Below are 19,215 nucleotides of genomic sequence, written 5' to 3' on the forward strand. Positions count from 1 at the left end.
CGCCCTCCGTGACCCCGTCGCCCTCGCCGGCGCCGACCGCCACCCCGGCGCCCGAGCCCACGGTCGCGCCCAGCCCGGATCCCGTCGCGACGCCCGAGCCGACGGTGACGCCGTCGGTCGAGCCCACTGCCGCCCCCTCGCCCGAGCCGACGGTGGCTCCGTCGCCCGAGGCGACGACCGCTCCGAGCCCGGAGCCCACTGCCTCTCCGACCCCCGAGCCGACGCCGACCCCTGAGCCGACGGCGACCTCCGACGACTGCGGGAAGGTCCGCTCGAAGGACGACGGCTCCGCGTGGACGTGCACCTTCGCCGACGACTTCGACGGCAACGCCCTCGACCGCAGCAGGTGGAGCCCGGCGACCACCGAGGCCACCGGCCTGACCTACGGGGACTGCTGGGTCGACCGGCCGCAGAACCTCGAGGTGAAGGGCGGCGCCCTGCGCCTGACGACGCGCAAGGAGTCCGAGCCCGTCACCTGCACCGCCAACGGCTCCACCGTCACGACGCCCTACACGTCGGCGTCCGTGACCACCTGGGGCCACTACACGATGAACCGGGGACGGGTCGAGATCCGCGCGAAGATGCCCGCGAGCTCCGGCCCCGGCGTCCACAGCGCCCTCTGGCTGTTCCCGCAGACGCTGAAGTACTGGGGCGACGGCCTCGGCACCGGCGAGATGGACATCGCGGAGTTCTACTCCCAGTACCCGGACCGCCTGATCCCGACCGTCCACTACGCGACGTCGACCCGCGACTACACGAACTACTTCTGCCTGGTCGACGACCCGACCGCCTGGCACACCTACGCGCTGGAGTGGGACAGCGAGCGCATCCGCGTCGAGTACGACGGGCAGGTCTGCCTCGACCACGCCATCCGCCCGACGGACACGTCGGTCGAGCAGGGCAAGCCGTTCGACCAGGACTACTCGATCAACCTCACCCAGATGCTCGGTGTCGACGGCAACAAGCCGACCGCGGACACCACCTTCCCCGCCACCCTCCAGGTCGACTGGGTGCGCGCCTGGCAGTGACGGCTCGGTCAGCGAGGAACGACGACCGGACGTGAGCGGACACCGTCACGCGCCGCCCCTCGGCTGGCGACGACACGCACCCGCACCGTGCGTCCGGCGTCCGCGCGCTGCAACCGGTAGCGCGGACCGGTAGCACCGGCGATCGGCCTGCCGTCGCGGTACCAGCGGTAGGCGAACCGTGTGGGGTGGCCGTTCCACACCCCGCGGTCGGTGGCCAGGACCTTCCCGGGAAGTCGCCGACCGGACACCCGTGGCGCGACGATCGGCGTGAGTCGCTCCACGAGACGGGCCCGCAGCACCTTCGTGTAGCCGATGTAGGGCCGGTGCATCGCGGCCGTGGCGAGGCTCGTGCCGCCGCCGACCCACAGGTTCGCGGTCTGACCGGTCGGGTCGACGACCCGCACCTTGTAGTTGCCCTTGGGGACCAGCGGTCTGGAGTCCCAGGCTCCCGTGTGGACGAGCCGATCCCCGTCGTCGGCGTCGAAGTACTGGGCGATCAGCCCGAGGGGATCCCGGCGTCCGAAGTCGAGAAGAAGCACGAATTGTCCAGGAGGCTCGGCTCCCGAGGCCCGCGGCACCGGTCGAGCGGGGATGCCGTTGCGTGAGGGACCGAGATCGATCTGCGTGCTGTCGTGGTACGCAAGTGTGCGTCGCACCGTCGGGTAGCGCCCGGCCGGGTCACTGACCGTGACCGTGATGGGCCCTTGACGTGTCGGCAGGTTGATCGGGTAGAACTCGTCGATGTTGTTCAGGGCCAGCAGCACCTCGGTCGGCTCGTCCGCCGAGCGCGCGACGATGGAGAGACCGTCCGGGGGCGCACCGCTCGAGTCGAACGGTGAGACGTTGGGACTTTGCAGGCGCGGCATCGCAGGGAGGGTGAGCGTCTGCCCCTCGCGCACCTCGACGATGGGACTCCCGCGGTAGGAGCCGTAGCTCGTGCCTGCCCAGAGCACTTCGTACACAGACGACGAACCCCTCATCCAACCGTAGAAGTAACGGCCGGCGTCGACGCGCGGGTCCGGGTCGTCGGGCCCCACGACCTGCGCCGGGCGCGAGCCGTCGACAGGTCGCAGGACAGCCGGGCGCTCGCCCAGCACCTTCACCCGTCCCTGCGGGCCCGGCCGGGGGATCTCGACGCGGACCGTCCCGGTGTCCACCACCGCGCCGGGCTCGAGATCCCACCACCCCTGCAAGGGCGACGGGTCGGGATAGTGATCCGCCCCTCCAAGCGGCCGCGTACCGACCCCGATGACGAACCTGTACACGCCCGCGAAGACGACATCGTCGTCGAGAGAGAAGTAGCCGTCCTTGTCGGCGTAGACGAAGGCCTCACGTTCCTGGGTGCCGAGGAGACTGACTTCTGCGGAGGGATAAGGCTTTCCCTCACCATCCACGATCCGTCCGCGGATGGTGACGGGTGCGCGCAGCTGGATGTCGCCGACGTCCTGAGTGCCTGTCTCGGCGCGCCTCTCCACGTAGATGGGGACTCCCGGACGTTCCCTGTCTGCAGGCGATTGCCTCGCCCACACCTCCCTGTACGACGTCAGACGTGCTGCTGGGTCGCGGATCATGACGTCACAACCACGCTGGCTCACCCACGGGAGCTCGAATCGACCATCGGTCCCGGTGCGGAATCGGTCCTCGGGTGGCGGAGAGGGTTCGCCACTGCACCAGGTCCAGACCTCGATCCCGGCCACCGGTCGTTCGTCCTCGTCGACCAGGCGGCCGACGTAGGTGCCGCTGCGCTCGGCAGCGACGGACGGCGAGTTGCCGAGTGCCAGGGCAAGAGCCGTGACGGGCAGGGCGATGACAGGGACGCGCACGATGACCACCTCGAGTGGCGCCAGGAGGGGGACGGCCCGGCGGTGAGGTCACCGTAGGGGCGCATCGCGTCGTCCGCACCCCGGACGACGACGGGGCCGCGCTCCGGTCGGTAGCGTGCTCCCGTGAGCGACTCGCCCCCGCGCCGGCTGCTGCTGGTGAACGGCCCCAACCTGAACCTGCTCGGCACGCGCGAGCCCGGCGTGTACGGGCAGGAGACGCTGGACGACGTCGTCGCGCTCGTCGAGCGGACCGCCGACGAGCTCGGCTACGCGGTGCGGGCGCTGCAGAGCAACCACGAGGGCGTCCTCATCGACGCGATCCACGAGGCCCGAGAGGACTGTGCGGGGGTCGTCATCAACCCGGGCGGGCTCACGCACACGTCGGTGGCGCTGCGTGACGCGCTCACCGGGGTGGCGCTGCCGTTCGCGGAGGTGCACGTGTCCGACGTGCACGCCCGCGAGGAGTTTCGCCACTTCTCCTACCTGAGCGACGTCGCCGCGGTCACCGTCGTCGGCGAGGGGGTCGCGGGCTACGGTCGCGCGGTCCGCGAGCTCGTCGCCGTCCTGGTCACCGAGGAGGACGCCTCGTGAGTGACGGACCCCGCCACGTCCCGCACAAGAAGCAGCTCGCCGTCTCCCGACGCGTGCGCGTGCCCGGGCCCGACGCCGACTGGGCGGCCCTGCACGCCTTCGCGCAGACCTTCGACGCGGCCTTCTTCCTGTCGTCGTCCACGGCGACGATCGTGCAGCTCGCCTACCGGCCCGCCTTCGAGGCCGTCGAGCGCGGAGAGCACCTGGGTGGCGACCTGGGCATCGCCCTGCTGCGCGCAGCCCTGTGGTTCCAGGCCAGGTCCGACACCTTCGCCGGCGCCTCCGACTTCTCCAGCCCCGAGGTCGAGCGGTTCTACCGCACCGTCTGCGAGGAGCTGCACACCCGCACCCACGGCTGGGTCGAGGACGCCACCTGACCCCTCCGCCGAGCGGATGGTTTCGCTGGTCGAGTAGCGCGGAGCCGCGAGGCACGAGCGTGCTTCGGGCGTATCGAGACCACTCTGGGCTGTCGCTGGGTGTCGGTCGGCGCTGGGCTGTTGCCGGGCGGTCTCGATACGCAGCGACGAGCTCGCTGGCGCTCGCCGTCGCCGCTACTCGACCAGCGGTTTCGCTGGTCGAGTAGCGCGGAGCCGCGAGGCACGAGCGTGCTTCGGGCGTATCGAGACCACTTCAAGCGGACGCTGGAGATTGAGTCGCGCTGATCCGTTGCCGGGTGGTCTCGATACGCAGGGACCTCGCAAGCTCGTCCCTGCTACTCGACCAGCGGAGCGTTCCGCTGGTCGAGTAGCGCGGAGCCGCGAGGCACGAGCGTGCTTCGGGCGTATCGAGACCACTCCAAGCGGACGCTGGAGATTGAGTCGCGCTGATCCGTTGCCGGGTGGTCTCGCTCCGCCGCGGCTACGCCCCTGTGCGACGGCTCCATCGCAGGGACCTCGCAAGCTCGTCCCTGCTACTCGACCAGCGATATCGCTGGTCGAGTAGTCGACCTCGTGACGAAGGAGCAGGCGGAGGGCTCGGCTCGTGCTCGTCGGCGGGGAGGGGAGATCGTGCCTACCGTGAGGCCATGACCCGCTACCTCACGATCTGCGCTGTGGCGCTCCCGCCGCTGTTCACCGCTGCGCTCGGGCTGACGCACCCGGCGGTGCTGACCGTCGAGGACGCCGCGCACTGGCAGATGATGCACACCGTCCTGCTGCCCGTCTTCCCGCTCCTCGCGCTGGGCCCGTGGCTCGTCGCCCGCCGGCACGACCGCGTCGTCGGCGTCGTCGTCGGGGTGCTGGCCTACGTGTACGCCTGCTTCTACACGAGCCTCGACATCCTCGCCGGGATCGCCGGCGGCGCGATCAAGGACGCCGAGGCGGGTGGTCTCGGGATCGTCTTCCCCGTCGCGGGCGACCTCGGCGCCATCGGGTCCTACGCCTACATCGCCGCGACCGCGCTCGCCGTCGGCGTCGCGAGCCGCGCCGGAGTGGTGCGGGCGCTGCCCGGCGCCGTGCTCACGCTCGTCGGCTCGGTGATGTTCTGGCAGGAGCACGTGTACCGGCCGTGGGGCGTGCTCTCGATGGCCCTGCTCGCCGCGGGCTGGACCTGGCTCGTCGTCGCTACAGGTCCGCGAGCAGCCGCACCGTCGACGCCCACGCCTCGCTCCGTGGGTCGATGACGACGAAGTGGTCGCCGTCGACGGGCGTGAGCGTCGCGTCGGCGCCGGCGTCGGTGGCTGCCGCGACGTAGGCCTCCGACTGGCTGATCGGCACGGTCGAGTCGTCGCGTCCGTGGACGCAGCGCACCGGCACGTCGAGCGGGACCTGGCCGGTCGGGTCGGCGTCGGGCACCCGGTCGACCGGCCGGCCGAGGAACGCCTCCACGGCCCCGCCGCCCAACGAGGCCGCCCCCGCAAGGTCGAGCACACCCGCCTGGGAGATCGCCGCCGTCACCGGGACCTTCGCATCCCTCCACGGCTGCAGCCGCTGACGTCCCGCCGCCCACACCGCGAGGTGGCCGCCGGCCGAGTGGCCGAGCGTCACGACGCGGGAGAGGTCGAGGCCGTCGACCTCCGCGAGCTTGTCGATGCCCGCGCTGACGTCGTCGGGCGTCTGCGGCCACCCGCCGCCGTTCCCGACCCGGCGGTACTCGAGGTTCCAGGCGGTCCAGCCCTCCTCCGCGAGCGACGCGGCGAGCGGACGGCCGAGCGAGAGGTCGTACTGCGCGCGCCAGAAGCCGCCGTGGATGACGACGACCACCCCTCGTGAGGCTCCCGAGGGACGGGTCAGCTCGGCGAACTGCGACGGGTCGGAGCCGTAGGCGATGCGTTCCACGTCGCCCATGCTGCCACCGCCCGACGTGGGTGCGCGGGGGCCGGAGCAGGCGGCGAGCGCGGCCGTGCCGACCGCCGCGGCCCCGAGCGAGAGGAATCGACGACGGTGCACCGCTCCATCCCACCGCACGGTGTGCGTCCCTGCAGGTCGATGCACGGTCGACGCTCGATAGGATCGGGTCTCGGCGAGGGTGGGAGGTCGGTGCATGGACGTCCACGACCTCGACGTGTTCCTCCTGGTCGGCTCTGGCGTCCTCATCGCGGCGATCCTCGCGGTCCGGCTCTCCGTCAGCGTGGGCCTGCCGTCGCTGCTCGTCTACCTCGGTCTCGGGCTTGCGCTCGGCGAGGAAGGCCTCGGCGTGCAGTTCGACGACGCCGACCTCGCCCTCGCGGTCGGCTTCGGCGCGCTCGTGCTCATCCTGGCCGAGGGCGGTCTGACGACCCGCTGGGAGCACGTGCGCCCGGCGATGGGCCTCGGCCTGCTGCTCGCGACGCTCGGCTCGGTGGTCAGCGTGCTGGTCGTCGCGGGCGCGGCGCACTACGTGCTCGACCTGCGGTGGGAGATCGCGGTCCTGCTCGCCGCGGTGCTCACGCCCACCGACGCGGCGGCGGTGTTCTCCGTGCTGCGCGCCGTCCCCATCGCCCCACGGGTGAAGGGCGTGCTGGAGGCGGAGTCGGGGCTCAACGACGCGCCGATCGTCGTGCTCGTCACCGCGCTGAGCGCCGGTGAGATCGCCGACAGCGGCGCCCTCTCCTTCGTCGGGCTGATCGTGTTCGAGATCGTCGTCGGCGCGCTCGTCGGCCTGGCGGTCGGGTTCGGCGCCGCGCGACTGCTGCGCCAGCTCGCGCTCCCGGCGTCGGGCCTGTACCCCCTCATCGTGCTGGCCTTCACGGTGCTCGCGTACGGCCTCGCCGTCCTCGGCCACGCCAGCGGCTTCGCGGCTGTCTACCTGTGCGCGCTGGTGCTCGGCAACACCGAGCTCCCGCACCGCGTCGCCACCCGCTCGTTCGTGGAGGGGATCGGCTGGCTCGCGCAGATCGGGCTGTTCGTCATGCTGGGCCTGCTCGCGAGCCCGTCGGAGTTCACGCTCTGGCACCTCTGGACGGGACTGGTCGCGGGTGCCGTGCTGACCTTCGTCGCCCGGCCGTTGTCGGTCCTGGTCTGCGCCACCTGGTTCAGGGTCGGCTGGCGCGAGCAGCTGTTCGTCGGCTGGGCGGGGCTGCGGGGCGCCGTGCCGATCATCCTCGCCACGATCCCGTTGGCCGCCGACGTGCCTGGCTCGCGCGACCTCTTCGACATCGTCTTCGTGGCGGTGGTCGTGTACACGCTCGTGCAGGCCGCGCCGCTCGCCCGCCTGGCGCGCTGGTGCGGGGTGCTGCGCGACGACGTCCGCGACCTCGAGGTCGAGGCGGCGCCGCTCGAACGCGTCTCGGCCGACCTGCTGCAGGTCCACGTGCCGCGCGGCTCACGGCTGGCGGGCGTGGAGGTGGGCGAGCTGCGACTGCCTACGGGGGCGTCGGTGTCGCTCGTCGTGCGCGACGGCACGCCGTTCGTGCCCCACCGCACCACGCGGCTCGTGCGGGGCGACGACGTGCTCGTCGTGGCCACGCGCGACGTCCGCGAGCTCACCGAGCAGCGGCTGCTCGACGTCGGCCGCCACGGGCGACTGGCCGGCTGGGACGCTGCCGACCCCGCCTGACCCGCCCCCTGTCGTGGTGCCGGTTCCGTCAGGCGGCCGGGACCGTGGGCAGGCAGACCGTGAAGCGACGGTCGTTGCTGGTGTCGCGGACGTCGCGCCCGAGCTGGCGGAACCCGTCGCCGACGACGACCGTCACCGACCCCTCGTCGACGGGGATGTCGGGCTCGACGTACTGCACGCGGGAGCCGAACTGCGCGCCGACGAGCCGCACGCGCGGGTCCTTCGGGTCGTCGGTGAGCACGGCGGCCACCCGCGGGCGGACCTTGCTCTCGGAGTTGCCGATCTGGCCGGCGAGGAAGCCGCGACGCTGCAGGTTGATGGAGACGCGGTTCGCCAGGCCGGCCCGACTGCTCGCGTTGTAGACGTCGACGCTCACGAGGCTGCTGGTCACGCGGTCGTCCTTCTCCACCACGCGGCGCTCGCAGGTGGGCGCGGCCTCGCCGGTGTCGGCCTCGGCGGTGACGAGACGGAAGCCGACGAACAGCCCCAGGAGGAGCACCAGCGCAGAGCCGAGCAGGACGAGGGGGCCGACGGCTCCGCTGCGGGGGTTCATCGTCGGGCTCCGATCGTCAGGACGCGGGCGTGCAGCATGGACCGCTGCTGCAGGGCGGCGCGGACGGCGCGGTGCAGGCCGTCCTCGAGGAACAGCTCGCCGTTCCAGGCGACGACGTGCGCGAACAGGTCGCCGAAGTACGTCGAGTCCTCGTCGAGCAGGTTGGCGAGGTCGAGCTGCGTCTTGGTGGTCGTGAGGTCGGAGAGGTGCACCTGCGTGGGCGACAGGTCGGCCCACTCGCGCTGCGACAGTCCGTGGTCGGGGTACGGCCGACCGTCGCTCACCCTCCGAAAGATCACGACGTCAGTGTAGACAGCACGACCGTCGCGCAGCGGTAGCCTGACCGCCATGAGCACGGCTGACGGGGACGGTCGACCCACCGACGGCGACGCGAGCGCCTCCGCCCTCGCCGCGGAGGCCGCGCAGGCTGCCGCTGCGGCGGAGGCGGCGGCCGTCGAGGCCCGACGTCGCGCCGACGAGCTGGCCCGCGCCGCTGCGGCCGAGCAGCAGGCGAGCGCCGCGGTCCCGGACGACCCTGTGCCGGACGACCCTGTGCCGGACGACCCTGTGCCGGACGACCCTGTGCCGGACGACTCTGTGCCGGACGACCGTGGGCCCCAGGACCCGGTGGTCGAGGAGGTCCGCGCGGGCTACGCGTTCGACGGTCCGGTGGTGGAGATCGGCGCCCTCGTCGTCGACGACGTGGCCGTGCCCTCGGCGCCCGTGCGCCTCCCGCTCGGCATGCTCAACCGGCACGGTCTGGTGGCGGGCGCGACCGGCACCGGCAAGACGCGGACGCTGCAGCTGCTCGCGGAGCAGGTCTCGGCGCACGGCGTGCCCGTGTTCGCGGCCGACGTGAAGGGCGACCTCTCCGGCATCGCCGTCCCCGGCACGCCGAGCGAGCGCCTGGCGGAGCGGTGCGCCGACGTCGGTCAGACCTGGCAGCCGCTCGGCTCGCCGACGGAGCTCCTGACCCTCGGCGGCCTCGGCACGGGCGTCCCGGTCCGCGCGAGCCTGGAGTCGTTCGGCCCGCTCCTGCTCGCGAAGGTGCTGGGCCTGAACGAGACGCAGGAGTCGTCGCTCGGGCTCGTCTTCCACCACGCGCGCGAGCAGGGACACCGGCTCGTCGACCTCGGCGACCTGCGCTCGGTGCTCACCTGGCTCGTCGGCGACGGCAAGGCCGAGCTGAAGGAGCTCGGCGGGCTCTCCTCCGCGACCGTCGGCGTGATCCTGCGCGAGCTCGTCGCCTTCGCCGACCAGGGCGCCGACGTCTTCTTCGGCGAGCCGGGGCTCGACGTCGCCGACCTGCTCCGGCTGGCGCCCGACGGCCGCGGCGTCGTGTCGCTGCTGGAGGTGCCGTCGGTGGTCGACCGGCCGACGCTGTTCTCGACGTTCCTCCTGCACCTGCTGCGCACGCTGTTCGCGACCCTGCCGGAGGTGGGCGACGTCGAGAAGCCGCGCCTCGTGTTCTTCTTCGACGAGGCGCACCTGCTGTTCGCCGACGCGTCGAAGGACTTCCTGGCGCAGGTGACCCAGACCGTGCGGCTCATCCGCTCCAAGGGCGTCGGCATCGTCTTCGTCACGCAGACGCCGAAGGACGTGCCGTCGGACGTGCTCGCCCAGCTCGGGTCACGGATCCAGCACCAGCTGCGCGCCCACACGCCCGACGACGCCAAGGCCCTCCGCGCGACCGTCTCGACGTACCCGACGTCGGGGTACGACCTGGGCGAGCTGCTCACCCGGCTGGCGATCGGCGAGGCCGTCGTCACGGTGATGGACGAGCGGGGTGCCCCCACCCCCGTGGCGTGGACCCGGCTGCGGGCGCCGCAGGGGTCGATGGCTCCCGCACCGGCCGACGTCGTCGCGGGACTCGTCGCGGCGTCGCCGCTGCTGCCCCGCTACGGCACGCGCGTCGACCCGCCGTCGGCGACGGAGGCGGTCGAGGCCGCCCGCGGACGTCTCGACGACGCCCTGCTGGACCCTGCCGCGGCGCTCGCCGAGCGGGCCTCGGAGCGGCTGCGGCTCTCCGGCGAGCACACGATCGTGGCGCTCGCGGGCGCCACGGGCTCGGGCAAGTCCTCGCTCTTCAACTGCCTGACCGACCTCGAGCTGGCCGGTGTCGGCGTGCGCCGTCCGACCACGTCGTGGGCCCTCGCGTGCTCGTGGGGACCCGACGGCGCCCAGGAGCTGCTCGAGTGGATGGGCATCCCCGCGCGCCACCAGGTGTCGCGCATGAGCATGCTCGACCGCTCGTCGGCCGACACGAAGCTCGACGGGCTCGTCCTGCTCGACCTGCCCGACCACGACTCCACCGAGGTCTCGCACCACCTCGAGATGGACCGGCTCGTCCAGTACGCCGACCTCCTCATCTGGGTCCTCGACCCGCAGAAGTACGCCGACGCCGCCATCCACGACCGCTACATCCGGCCGATGGCGGCCTACCGCGACGTCACGCTCGTCGTGCTCAACCAGATCGACCGCATCCACTTCTCCGAGCGGGAGCGGGCGCTGGGCGACGTGCGCGCCATCCTCGACCGCGAGGGTCTGCCGGGCGTGCCGGTCCTCGGCGTCTCCGCGCACCGCGGCGACGGGGTCGACGACCTCAAGCGCGAGCTCGCGCGCCGCATCCGGGCGAAGGCCTCCGCCAAGGAGCGCCTGGCGCAGGACATCGCGGCGTCGGCGGCGGGCATCGTCACCGTCGGCGGCCGCAGCGACATCCCGGGCATCACCGATATCGACCGCCAGGCGCTCGACCTCGCCCTGCTCGACAGCGTCGGTGCGCCGCAGCTCGTCGAGGCCGTCGAGGCCTCGACGCTGCGCACCGCGCGCCGGCACACCGGCTGGCCGCCGCTGCGCTGGGTCGGTCGCCTGCGCAAGGACCCGCTCCGCGAGCTCGGCATCGACCCCGACGGCTCCCTCGCGTCGCTCTCGCGTGCCGTGCGGCCGTCCGTCGGGCACGTCCAGCGGGCGCAGGCGGAGTCGGCCGTGCGCGAGATCTCCGAGAAGGCCGCCGTCGGCCTCGAGCGACCCTGGCGCGACGCCGTGCGCGAGGCGTCGGTCAGCACCAGCGCCGACGTCGTGCGCGAGCTCGACGAGACGGTCGACCGCATCGACCTCGGCCTGTCCCGCACGCCCTTCTGGTGGCGTGCCGTCGACGTGCTGCAGTGGCTCGCGTTCGCGGCCCTCGTCGTCGGCGTCGGTTGGGGAGCCGTCGAGCTGCTCAGCGGCCTCGTGGGCTGGCAGGTGGGTGACGCGCCGGTCGTGGCCGGCACGTCGCTGCCGCTGCTGCTCCTCCTCGGGGGGCTGGTCGGTGGCGTGCTGCTGGCCGCGTTGTCCCGCGCGGCGGTGCGGGCGAGCGCGCGGCGGCGGGCGCAGCAGGCCGACGCGACGCTGCGTCGCGCCGTCGCCGAGGTGTCCGAGCAGAAGGTCGTGGCGCCGCTGCAGTCCGAGCTCGACCGCTACGAGCGCTACCGCTCGGGCATCCTGCGCGCCCTCGGCTGAGCCCACCGACGCCGCGGACCACCGCGAGGCGCGGCACGTCGGCCGCCGTCGGTAGGCTGGGTGCCCTATGGCTGACTACGTTCTCTCCCTGCGCAACGTCCGCAAGGCCCACGGCGACAAGGTCGTCCTCGACGACGTGACCCTCTCGTTCCTGCACGGCGCCAAGATCGGCGTCGTGGGGCCGAACGGCATGGGCAAGTCCTCGCTCCTCAAGCTCATGGCCGGCCTCGACCAGCCGAACAACGGCGACATCGTCCGTGACCCCGAGGCCACCGTCGGCATGCTCCAGCAGGAGCCGCCCCTCACCGAGGGCAAGACCGTCCTGGAGAACGTCGAGGAGGCGGTCTCGGAGGTCAAGGACAAGATGAAGCGCCTCGAGGAGGCGTACGCCGAGATGGGCGAGCCCGACGCCGACTACGACGCCCTCATGGCCGAGACCGGCGACCTGCAGACGTTCCTCGACAGCGTCAACGCGTGGGACCTCGACTCCCGCCTCGACCAGGCCATGGACGCGCTGCGCTGCCCGCCGCCGGACGAGCTCGTCGACCACCTCTCCGGTGGTGAGCGCCGCCGCGTGGCGCTGTGCAAGCTCCTGCTCCAGCAGCCCGACCTCCTGCTGCTCGACGAGCCCACCAACCACCTCGACGCCGAGTCGGTGCAGTGGCTCGAGGGTCACCTCAAGACCTACCCGGGCGCCGTCCTGGCCGTCACCCACGACCGCTACTTCCTCGACAACGTCGCCGAGTGGATCGCCGAGGTCGACCGCGGCCGCATCCACGGCTACGAGGGCAACTACTCGACCTACCTGGAGACGAAGAAGGAGCGCCTCAAGATCGAGGGCGCGAAGGACGCCAAGCGCGCCAAGATGCTCGAGAAGGAGCTCGACTGGGTCCGCTCCAACGCCAAGGGCCGTCAGGCGAAGAGCAAGGCGCGTCTGGCCCGTTACGAGGAGCTCGCGGCCGAGGCCGAGCGCGCCCGCAAGATCGACACCAGCGAGATCAACATCCCCGCCGGCCCGCGCCTCGGCGACGTCGTGCTCGACGCGAAGAGCCTCAGCAAGGGCTTCGAGGGCCGCACCCTGTGGGACGACATCAGCTTCTCGCTGCCGCGCGCCGGCATCGTCGGCGTCGTCGGCCCGAACGGCGTCGGCAAGACCACCCTCTTCCGCATGATCACCGGCAACGAGGAGCCCGACGCAGGGACCCTCGAGGTCGGCCAGACGGTCAAGATCTCCTACGCCGACCAGAGCCGGGGCAGCATCGCCGCGGACAAGAACGTCTGGGAGGTCGTCTCGGACGGGCTCGACTTCATCAAGGTCGCGAACTTCGAGATGAACAGCCGCGCGTACGTGGCTTCGTTCGGCTTCAAGGGCGCCGACCAGCAGAAGAAGGCCGGCGTGCTGTCCGGCGGTGAGCGCAACCGCCTCAACCTCGCGCTGACGCTCAAGCAGGGCGGCAACCTGCTGCTGCTCGACGAGCCCACCAACGACCTCGACGTCGAGACCCTGTCCTCGCTCGAGGACGCGCTGCTCGACTTCCCGGGCTGCGCCGTGGTCACGTCGCACGACCGCTGGTTCCTCGACCGCATCGCCACGCACATCCTCGCGTGGGAGGGCACCGAGGACGAGCCGGGTCGCTGGTTCTGGTTCGAGGGCAACTTCGCCTCCTACGAGGAGAACAAGATCGAGCGCCTCGGCGAGGAGGCGGCTCGTCCGCACCGCGTCACCCACCGTCGCCTCACCCGCGACTGAGCACGTCGCACGATGCAGAGCACCGTCGCCCCTTCCTGGTCCAGGAAGGGGCGATGGTGTGTCGGGGCGGGGGGCTCCCCGTCAGAAGCCGCGACCCTCGAGCCCGGTGCGGACGGCCTCCAGGACCCGCCCGACGGCGGCGAGGTCCTCGCGGCTGCAGCGTGCGACGAGGTAGTCGTGGACGCCGCGCACGTGGGTGTGGGCGGCCTGGGCGAGCACGTCGTGGCCGTGGTCGGTGAGCACGGCGCTCACGCCTCGTCCGTCGGTGCAGCTCGCGGCGCGGCGCACGATGCCGTCACGCTCGAGTCGGGCGATGGTGTGGGTGATGCGGCTGCGCGAGTGCGAGACGGCGGCCGCGAGCTCGGCCATGCGGATCGAGCGGTCCTGCGCCTCGGACAGGCGGACGAGGATCTCGTACTCGGCCATGGAGAGGTCGTGCGCCGCGCGCAGGTCGCGGTCGAGCTGGTCCAGGAGCACGGTCGACCCGCCGAGGTAGGAGCGCCACCACCGCTGCTGCTCGGTGTCGAGCCACGGCGTCGTGTCCGAGTTCTCGTCGATGGGGGCGCTGGTCATGGGCACATCCTAGGTTCGTGGCGAGGCAGTCCAGGAGAGGGTGTTGATTGAGGCTTCAACTACATGGTAGCGTCTCTCTCGTTGACGGCTCAACCACGAGCTGCACCCCGACTTCAGGAGACACCCCATGAGCATCACCACCGGCACCTGGAACCTCGACCCCACGCACACCGAGATCGGCTTCGCCGTGCGTCACATCATGAGCAAGGTCCGCGGCAAGTTCGAGACCTTCGAGGGCTCGATCGTCAGCGCCGACCCGATCAGCGACTCCACGGTCAACGTCGAGGTCGACCTGTCCTCGATCAACACCGGCACCGCCGACCGCGACAACCACCTGCGCTCGAGCGACTTCTTCGACACCGAGACGCACCCGAAGATGACCTTCACCAGCACCGGCGTCGTCCAGAAGTCCGACGAGTCCTTCGTCGTCAACGGCGACCTCACGATCAAGGGCGTCACCAAGCCCCTCCAGCTCGACGTCGACTTCCTCGGCGAGGGCAAGGACCCGTGGGGCGGCACGCGCGTCGGCGTCGAGGCCACCGGCGAGATCAGCCGCAAGGAGTTCGGCATCGACTTCAACATCCCGCTCGAGGGTGACAAGGTCATGATCGGCGACAAGATCACCATCACGATCAACGCGGAGGCCGTGCTCGAGGCCTGAGCCCCCAGCACCGCTGCGCAGCACGACTGCGGCAGCACCTCAGACGGCGTCCACCCCTCGCGGGTGGGCGCCGTCAGTCGTCGTGGGCCAGGACCATCCGCAGCGCGAGCCGGGCGTGCAGCTCGGCGACGTCCTCGGGCGTCTGCGGGCCGGTGGGGGAGAACCAGCGCACGAGGTCGATGCTGAGCGACAGGATCGCCCGGGTGGTGCCGACCACGTCGTCGACGGCGAAGTCGCCCGACGCCACGCCCGCCTCGAGCACCCGCTGCATGACGCGCTCGATGGCGCGACGCAGTGCGGCGACCTCGGAGCGGTGCTCCGGGGTCAGCGCGTCGAACTCGTACTGCACGATGCGGCCGACGCGGCTGTGCGACGCGTGCCAGGCGCTGAAGTCGTGCACGAAGCGCCTCAGGCGCTCCGGGGGAGCGGCGGCCGGGTCGTCGGCGGACTCCACGACCTGCAGGGCCGAGCGGTGCCCGTCGATGCTGACCGTGAAGAGCAGCGACTCCTTGGTGTCGTGGTGGACGTAGACCGCTGCCGGGCTCATGCCGGCGCGCGCCGCGATGTCGCGGGTCGTCGTCGCCGTGAAGCCCTTCTCGGCGAACGCCTCCACGGCGGCCTCGAGGAGCCGCTCGCGCGCTGTGGCGGTCATGACATCGTCCCTTTCGTCGGTTGACAGCATGGCCCATGCCGGGCACGCTAAGCAAGCGCTTACCTACTGGCGCGTCACTTCACGTCCGAGCACGAGACACACCAGAGCACGAGGGACCCGATGGACCGCACCGTCTACACCGCCGACCACGAGGACTTCCGCGACACCTGCGCGACGTTCCTGGCCAAGAAGGTCGCCCCGCACATCGAGCAGTACATCGAGGACAAGGCGCTCCCGCGCGACTTCTGGCTCGCCGCCGGCGAGCTCGGCCTCCTCGGCCTGGAGATCCCCGAGGAGTTCGGCGGCGCCGGGGCCGAGGACTTCCGCTTCAACGCCGTCTGGGCCGAGGAGCTCAGCAAGGTCAGCGCCGCCCTCGCCTCCTGCGTCGGCATCCACTCCGACATCACCGCGCCCTACATCGTCGAGCTCGGCACGCAGGAGCAGAAGGAGCGCTGGCTGCCGAAGATCGCGTCGGGCGAGTGCCTGCTGGCCATCGGCATGACCGAGCCCGGCGGCGGCTCCGACCTCGCCGCGCTGAAGACCACCGCCGTCCGCGACGGCGACGAGTGGGTCATCAACGGCTCCAAGACCTTCATCACCAACGGCTACAGCGCCGACCTGGTGGTCACCGCCGTCCGCACCTCGCCGGAGAAGGGCGCCAAGGGCATCACCCTCTTCGCCATCGGGGCCGGCGACGAGGGCTTCAGCCGTGGCCGCAAGCTCGACAAGGTCGGCCAGACCGAGTCCGACACCGCCGAGCTGTTCTTCGAGAACGTCCGCGTCGGCGACGACCGCATCATCGGCGAGCTCGACCGCGGCTTCATCCACATGATGCAGAAGCTCCCGCAGGAGCGGCTGAGCTGTGCGATCTCCAACATCGCCCACGCCAAGCAGATCCTCGTCGAGACCATCCAGTACGCCAAGGACCGCAAGGCGTTCGGCCAGGCCATCGGCAACTTCCAGTGGAACAAGTTCCTCATCGCCGAGCTCGTCACCAAGATCGAGGTCGCCGAGGCCTACCTCGACAACGCCGTCGCCGCCCACGCCGAGAAGAAGTTCAGCGCCGTCGACGCCGCCAAGGCCAAGTGGTACACCTCCGACGTCCAGAACCAGGTGCTCGACCACTGCGTCCAGATCCACGGCGGCTACGGCTTCATGAACGAGTACCGCGTGGCCCGCGCCTGGCGCGACGCCCGCGTGACCCGCATCTGGGCCGGCTCCAACGAGATCATGAAGGAGCTCATCGGCCGCGACCTCGGCCTCTGAGCGCTGTGTCCTTCGCCCCCAGCTGATCGCGGGGTCCCGGCACCCCGCCGGGCCGCCCCGCACTCCCCGCACGACGCCGCACGACCCCACCACCGGAAGGCAGCACCATGACCGAAGCCGTCATCGTCTCGACCGCCCGCTCGCCCATCGGCCGCGCCGTCAAGGGCTCGCTGAAGGACATGCGTCCTGACGACCTCACCGTGCAGATGGTGCAGGCCGCCCTCGAGAAGGTCCCCGGGCTCGACCCGAAGGACATCACCGACCTGCACCTCGGTGTCGGCCAGCCGGCCGGCGAGGCGGGTCACAACCTGGCCCGCGCCGTGGCCGTGCTCTCCGGCATGGACCACCTGCCGGGCGTCACCGTGAACCGCTACTGCTCGTCGTCGCTGCAGACGACCCGCATGGCGTTCCACGCCATCAAGGCCGGTGAGGGCGACGCCTACATCTCGGCCGGTGTCGAGACGGTGAGCCGCTTCCAGAACGGCTTCTCCGACCTGCCCGGCTCGGAGAACCCGCTGTTCGCGGACGCGATCGCCCGCACCGCGAAGCGCGCCGAGGGGGGCGCCGACACCTGGACGGACCCGCGCGAGAGCGGCGAGCTGCCCGACCTCTACATCGCGATGGGCCAGACGGCCGAGAACGTCGCCCAGCACCTCGGCATGAGCCGCGAGGAGCAGGACGAGTTCGGCGTCCGCAGCCAGAACCTCGCGGAGGCGGCCATCGAGTCCGGCTTCTGGGCCAAGGACATCACCCCGGTGACGCTGCCTGACGGCACCGTCGTCTCCAAGGACGACGGACCTCGCGCCGGCGTGACGCTGGAGGCCGTGAGCCAGCTCAAGCCGGTGTTCCGTCCCGACGGCACCGTGACGGCCGGCAACGCGTGTCCGCTCAACGACGGCGCCGCCGCCGTGGTCATCATGAGCGACGAGAAGGCCAAGGCGCTCGGCCTGACGCCGCTCGCGCGCATCGTCTCGACGGCCGTCACCGGTCTCTCGCCGGAGATCATGGGCCTCGGCCCCGTCGAGGCCATCCCGGCCGCGCTGCGCAACGCCGGCATGGGCATCGACGACATCGACCTCTACGAGATCAACGAGGCCTTCGCGGTCCAGTCGTGGGGCTCGGCGAAGGTGCTCGGCATCCCGCTGGACAAGCTCAACGTCAACGGCGGCGCGATCGCCGTCGGCCACCCGTTCGGCATGACCGGCGCGCGCATCACCAGCACGCTCATCAACTCCCTGCAGTGGCACGACAAGCAGTTCGGCGTCGAGTCGATGTGCGTCGGCGGCGGCATGGGCATGGCGATGGTCATCGAGCGGCTGTCCTGATGGCCGCCGGGGAGGGTCGCTTCGCCGGGAAGGTCGCGGTCGTCACCGGCGCGAGCCGGGGGATCGGCCTGGGCATCGCGCAGCGCCTCGTCGACGACGGGGCGCGGGTGCTGGTCACGGCGCGCAAGGCGGACGCGCTCGAGGAGGCCGTGGCGTCGCTCGGGGCCGACCGGGCCGCGTTCGTCGCCGGCTCGGGCGACGACGCCGCGCACCAGGAGGAGGCGGTCCGCACCGCGATCGAGCGGTTCGGTCGGCTCGACTTCCTGGTGAACAACACCGGCATCAACCCGGTGTACGGGCGCATGATCGACATCGACCTCGAGGCCGCGGCGAAGATCTTCGCGGTCAACGTGCTGTCGGCCGTCGCGTGGGCGCAGCAGGCCTACCGGCAGTGGATGGCCGAGCACGGCGGCGCCATCGTCAACGTGTCGTCGGTGGCCGGGCTGAAGCCGGCCCCGAACATCGGCATGTACGGCGCGTCGAAGTCGGCGCTCATCCACGTGACCGAGGAGCTGGCGGTCGAGCTCGGCCCGGACATCCGGGTCAACGGTGTCGCGCCGGCCGTCGTGAAGACGAAGTTCGCGAAGGCGCTGTACGAGGGCCGCGAGGACGAGGTGTCGGCGCCGTACCCGCTCAAGCGGCTCGGCCTGCCCGAGGACATCGCCGGCGTCGTCGGCTTCCTGCTGTCCGACGACGCGGCCTGGCTCACCGGTCAGACGATCACCGCCGATGGCGGCCTGCTGCTGACCGGCGGCGTCTGACGACGCTGGAGTCCTGGACGACCCCGCGGCCACCTGGTGGCTGCGGGGTCGTCCTGCGTCGTCCTGCTGCTGCGCTGCTGCGGCTGGGTCCCGGGTCGGTCTCCGAGAGGCCTCGACCGAACGGTGCGTGGGGCCTGGCCGGGTCTGCGGGGCTCCCCGTGTCGTGGGTGGCTGAGCAACCACAGCGGGCGTCCTGTCGTTGCTCATCCACCGATGGGGGCGCCGGGCCGGGCCGTCGGTGGCTCAGCAACCGCAGGGACGCTGCTGATGTTGCCGATCCACCGATGGCGGGCCCGCAGGCTCGGCCGACCGGCGCGCACCGGCCGGTCGAAGCCCTTTCGGAGGGCAGGTCGACGCCGAGCCGAGGCAGCGCAGCCGCAGGTCACGAGCAGCCCGGGCGCGCGCACCCTGATGTGACACGAAGAACATGAGGAAACCCTCGGAATAAACTTGAGGTTCCTCTCACGTTTTGCGACGATGGCATCTCCGCCCACCTGTCGCAGCGAGGTATCACGACGTGACCACCACCCCCACGAGCCCGACGAGCACCACCACCGCCACGGGAGGCCGCCGCGAGGCGCTGGTCGACCGGCTCCGAGGGGGCCAGCGGTACGCCGTGGTCGCCGGCGGGCAGGGGGAGCCGTGGCTCGAGCCGCTCGCCGCGCTCGTGCGCGACTTCGCCCTCGAGTCCGACGTCGCCGGTCTCGTCGCGCGCGCCGAGCAGCGTCTCGCGCCGGTCGCCACCGAGCTGCTGCG

General features: G+C 71.6%; 18 protein-coding genes. 12 read left to right on the top strand and 6 right to left on the bottom strand.

Features of this window, described 5'->3' with window-relative positions:
* The first annotated feature begins 152 nt into the window (after positions 1-152).
* Positions 153-1,028 carry a family 16 glycosylhydrolase gene (locus tag NH339_RS12240; RefSeq protein WP_253025669.1) on the top strand — a complete coding sequence of 292 codons (876 nt, stop codon included), beginning with the start codon at positions 153-155 and terminating at the stop codon, positions 1,026-1,028.
* A gap of 8 nt (positions 1,029-1,036) precedes the next feature.
* Here the strand turns inward: NH339_RS12240 and NH339_RS12245 are convergent, their stop codons facing one another.
* Entirely contained in the window at positions 1,037-2,422 is a 1,386-nt protein-coding gene (locus NH339_RS12245; protein ID WP_253025671.1) for a hypothetical protein, read from the bottom strand.
* Between the two features lie 552 nt (positions 2,423-2,974).
* Here NH339_RS12245 and aroQ point away from each other — a divergent pair.
* From aroQ to NH339_RS12260, 3 genes are all read left to right on the top strand, one after another.
* Complete coding sequence (gene aroQ, locus NH339_RS12250) at positions 2,975-3,442, top strand: type II 3-dehydroquinate dehydratase (RefSeq protein WP_253025673.1); 468 nt, start codon at positions 2,975-2,977, stop codon at positions 3,440-3,442.
* Positions 3,439-3,819: a hypothetical protein gene (locus NH339_RS12255; protein WP_253025675.1), complete on the top strand. Its 381-nt coding sequence runs from the start codon at positions 3,439-3,441 to the stop codon at positions 3,817-3,819. Before aroQ ends, NH339_RS12255 begins: the two co-directional genes overlap by 4 nt.
* 647 nt (positions 3,820-4,466) lie before the next feature.
* On the top strand, positions 4,467-5,063 hold the full coding sequence (locus tag NH339_RS12260) for a hypothetical protein (RefSeq protein ID WP_253025677.1): 597 nt from the start codon (positions 4,467-4,469) through the stop codon (positions 5,061-5,063).
* Here NH339_RS12260 and NH339_RS12265 read toward each other — a convergent pair.
* A complete protein-coding gene (locus NH339_RS12265; protein ID WP_253025679.1) occupies positions 5,005-5,829 on the bottom strand; it encodes a S9 family peptidase in 825 nt (274 codons plus the stop codon). The genes NH339_RS12260 and NH339_RS12265 overlap by 59 nt on opposite strands.
* Before the next feature lie 94 nt (positions 5,830-5,923).
* Between NH339_RS12265 and NH339_RS12270 the strand changes: the two genes are divergently transcribed.
* On the top strand, positions 5,924-7,417 hold the full coding sequence (locus NH339_RS12270) for a potassium/proton antiporter (RefSeq protein ID WP_253025681.1): 1,494 nt from the start codon (positions 5,924-5,926) through the stop codon (positions 7,415-7,417).
* 28 nt (positions 7,418-7,445) lie between these two features.
* Here the strand turns inward: NH339_RS12270 and NH339_RS12275 are convergent, their stop codons facing one another.
* Together NH339_RS12275 and NH339_RS12280 are read right to left on the bottom strand one after the other, a co-directional pair.
* Positions 7,446-7,970 (bottom strand): LytR C-terminal domain-containing protein, encoded by a 525-nt coding sequence (locus NH339_RS12275; protein ID WP_253025683.1) that lies wholly within the window; start codon positions 7,968-7,970, stop codon positions 7,446-7,448.
* Positions 7,967-8,269, bottom strand: coding sequence for a type II toxin-antitoxin system VapB family antitoxin (locus NH339_RS12280; RefSeq protein ID WP_067861882.1), 303 nt, complete (start codon positions 8,267-8,269; stop codon positions 7,967-7,969). The genes NH339_RS12275 and NH339_RS12280 overlap by 4 nt, the downstream gene beginning before the upstream one ends.
* A gap of 49 nt (positions 8,270-8,318) precedes the next feature.
* Here NH339_RS12280 and NH339_RS18885 point away from each other — a divergent pair, with 49 nt between their 5' ends.
* Both NH339_RS18885 and ettA read left to right on the top strand, forming a co-directional pair.
* Positions 8,319-11,471 carry a helicase HerA-like domain-containing protein gene (locus NH339_RS18885; protein WP_308207071.1) on the top strand — a complete coding sequence of 1,051 codons (3,153 nt, stop codon included), beginning with the start codon at positions 8,319-8,321 and terminating at the stop codon, positions 11,469-11,471.
* Between the two features lie 67 nt (positions 11,472-11,538).
* Positions 11,539-13,221: an energy-dependent translational throttle protein EttA gene (gene ettA, locus NH339_RS12290; RefSeq protein ID WP_253025685.1), complete on the top strand. Its 1,683-nt coding sequence runs from the start codon at positions 11,539-11,541 to the stop codon at positions 13,219-13,221.
* A gap of 81 nt (positions 13,222-13,302) precedes the next feature.
* Here the strand turns inward: ettA and NH339_RS12295 are convergent, their stop codons facing one another.
* A complete protein-coding gene (locus NH339_RS12295; protein ID WP_253025687.1) occupies positions 13,303-13,794 on the bottom strand; it encodes a MarR family winged helix-turn-helix transcriptional regulator in 492 nt (163 codons plus the stop codon).
* Between the two features lie 127 nt (positions 13,795-13,921).
* Between NH339_RS12295 and NH339_RS12300 the strand changes: the two genes are divergently transcribed.
* On the top strand, positions 13,922-14,455 hold the full coding sequence (locus tag NH339_RS12300) for a YceI family protein (RefSeq protein WP_253025689.1): 534 nt from the start codon (positions 13,922-13,924) through the stop codon (positions 14,453-14,455).
* 73 nt (positions 14,456-14,528) lie between these two features.
* Here the strand turns inward: NH339_RS12300 and NH339_RS12305 are convergent, their stop codons facing one another.
* The gene (locus tag NH339_RS12305; protein ID WP_253025691.1) at positions 14,529-15,107 is read right to left on the bottom strand and encodes a TetR/AcrR family transcriptional regulator; all 579 of its coding nucleotides are present in this window, start codon (positions 15,105-15,107) and stop codon (positions 14,529-14,531) included.
* A 120-nt stretch (positions 15,108-15,227) separates the two neighbouring features.
* On the opposite strand from NH339_RS12305, the gene NH339_RS12310 reads away from it, so the two are divergent.
* From NH339_RS12310 to NH339_RS12325, 4 genes are all read left to right on the top strand, one after another.
* Positions 15,228-16,373 (top strand): acyl-CoA dehydrogenase family protein, encoded by a 1,146-nt coding sequence (locus NH339_RS12310; protein ID WP_253025693.1) that lies wholly within the window; start codon positions 15,228-15,230, stop codon positions 16,371-16,373.
* Between the two features lie 107 nt (positions 16,374-16,480).
* Entirely contained in the window at positions 16,481-17,698 is a 1,218-nt protein-coding gene (locus NH339_RS12315; RefSeq protein ID WP_253025695.1) for an acetyl-CoA C-acetyltransferase, read from the top strand.
* A complete protein-coding gene (locus NH339_RS12320) occupies positions 17,698-18,459 on the top strand; it encodes an SDR family oxidoreductase (protein ID WP_253025697.1) in 762 nt (253 codons plus the stop codon). The genes NH339_RS12315 and NH339_RS12320 overlap by 1 nt, the downstream gene beginning before the upstream one ends.
* A 517-nt stretch (positions 18,460-18,976) precedes the next feature.
* The coding region (locus NH339_RS12325) for a hypothetical protein (protein ID WP_253025699.1) at positions 18,977-19,215 on the top strand (239 nt) is incomplete at its 3' end.

The organism is Aeromicrobium sp. CnD17-E, from assembly GCF_024124745.1.
GTDB lineage: Bacteria > Actinomycetota > Actinomycetes > Propionibacteriales > Nocardioidaceae > Aeromicrobium.